A 426-nucleotide genomic window follows, 5' to 3' on the forward strand; every position below is an offset into this window, starting at 1 on the left:
AGAAAAGAAGGGCTGATGGTAGAGGAAGAACCAGCAGAGCTGTCAAAAATATGAGATGGAGGACACGACACTAAGCTATCAACGAAGTGAAAAACACCTTGACCAAGGAGATATGGCATTCTCCAATAGAGATAATTTGTGTTTGTAAGTTTTAGCGAAACAACTTGGTGAGTGTTCGCTAAAGGAACAATAGCTGTAGTGTGAGTTCCCATGAGAGGTAAAGGAACGGCAGAGACTTGGGAGGAAGAATCAGAGACAAGCTCTGCAAGTGGAGGCTGCTGTGGAGAAGAAAGGGCACCAGCGGCAGCAGCTTGGGGAGGGTTGGCCGGCTGTGTTGCACCACCTGTGGAGAGGGAGAAGCCAGCGGCAGCAGTAGAATCCATGTAGAGAAAGTAAAGAGAGGGTCGGCTGCAAAGGAAGGAAGGA

Annotated in this window: 1 protein-coding gene; it reads right to left on the reverse strand. The window is 48.8% G+C overall.

Features of this window, described 5'->3' with window-relative positions; genetic code table 11:
* Positions 1–383: hypothetical protein (locus ELS82_RS28045; protein ID WP_208733338.1), on the reverse strand; the 383-nt coding region annotated here is incomplete at its 3' end.
* Positions 384–426 lie beyond the last annotated feature (43 nt).

Source organism: Vibrio ouci, from assembly GCF_004551525.1.
Lineage (GTDB): Bacteria > Pseudomonadota > Gammaproteobacteria > Enterobacterales > Vibrionaceae > Vibrio > Vibrio ouci.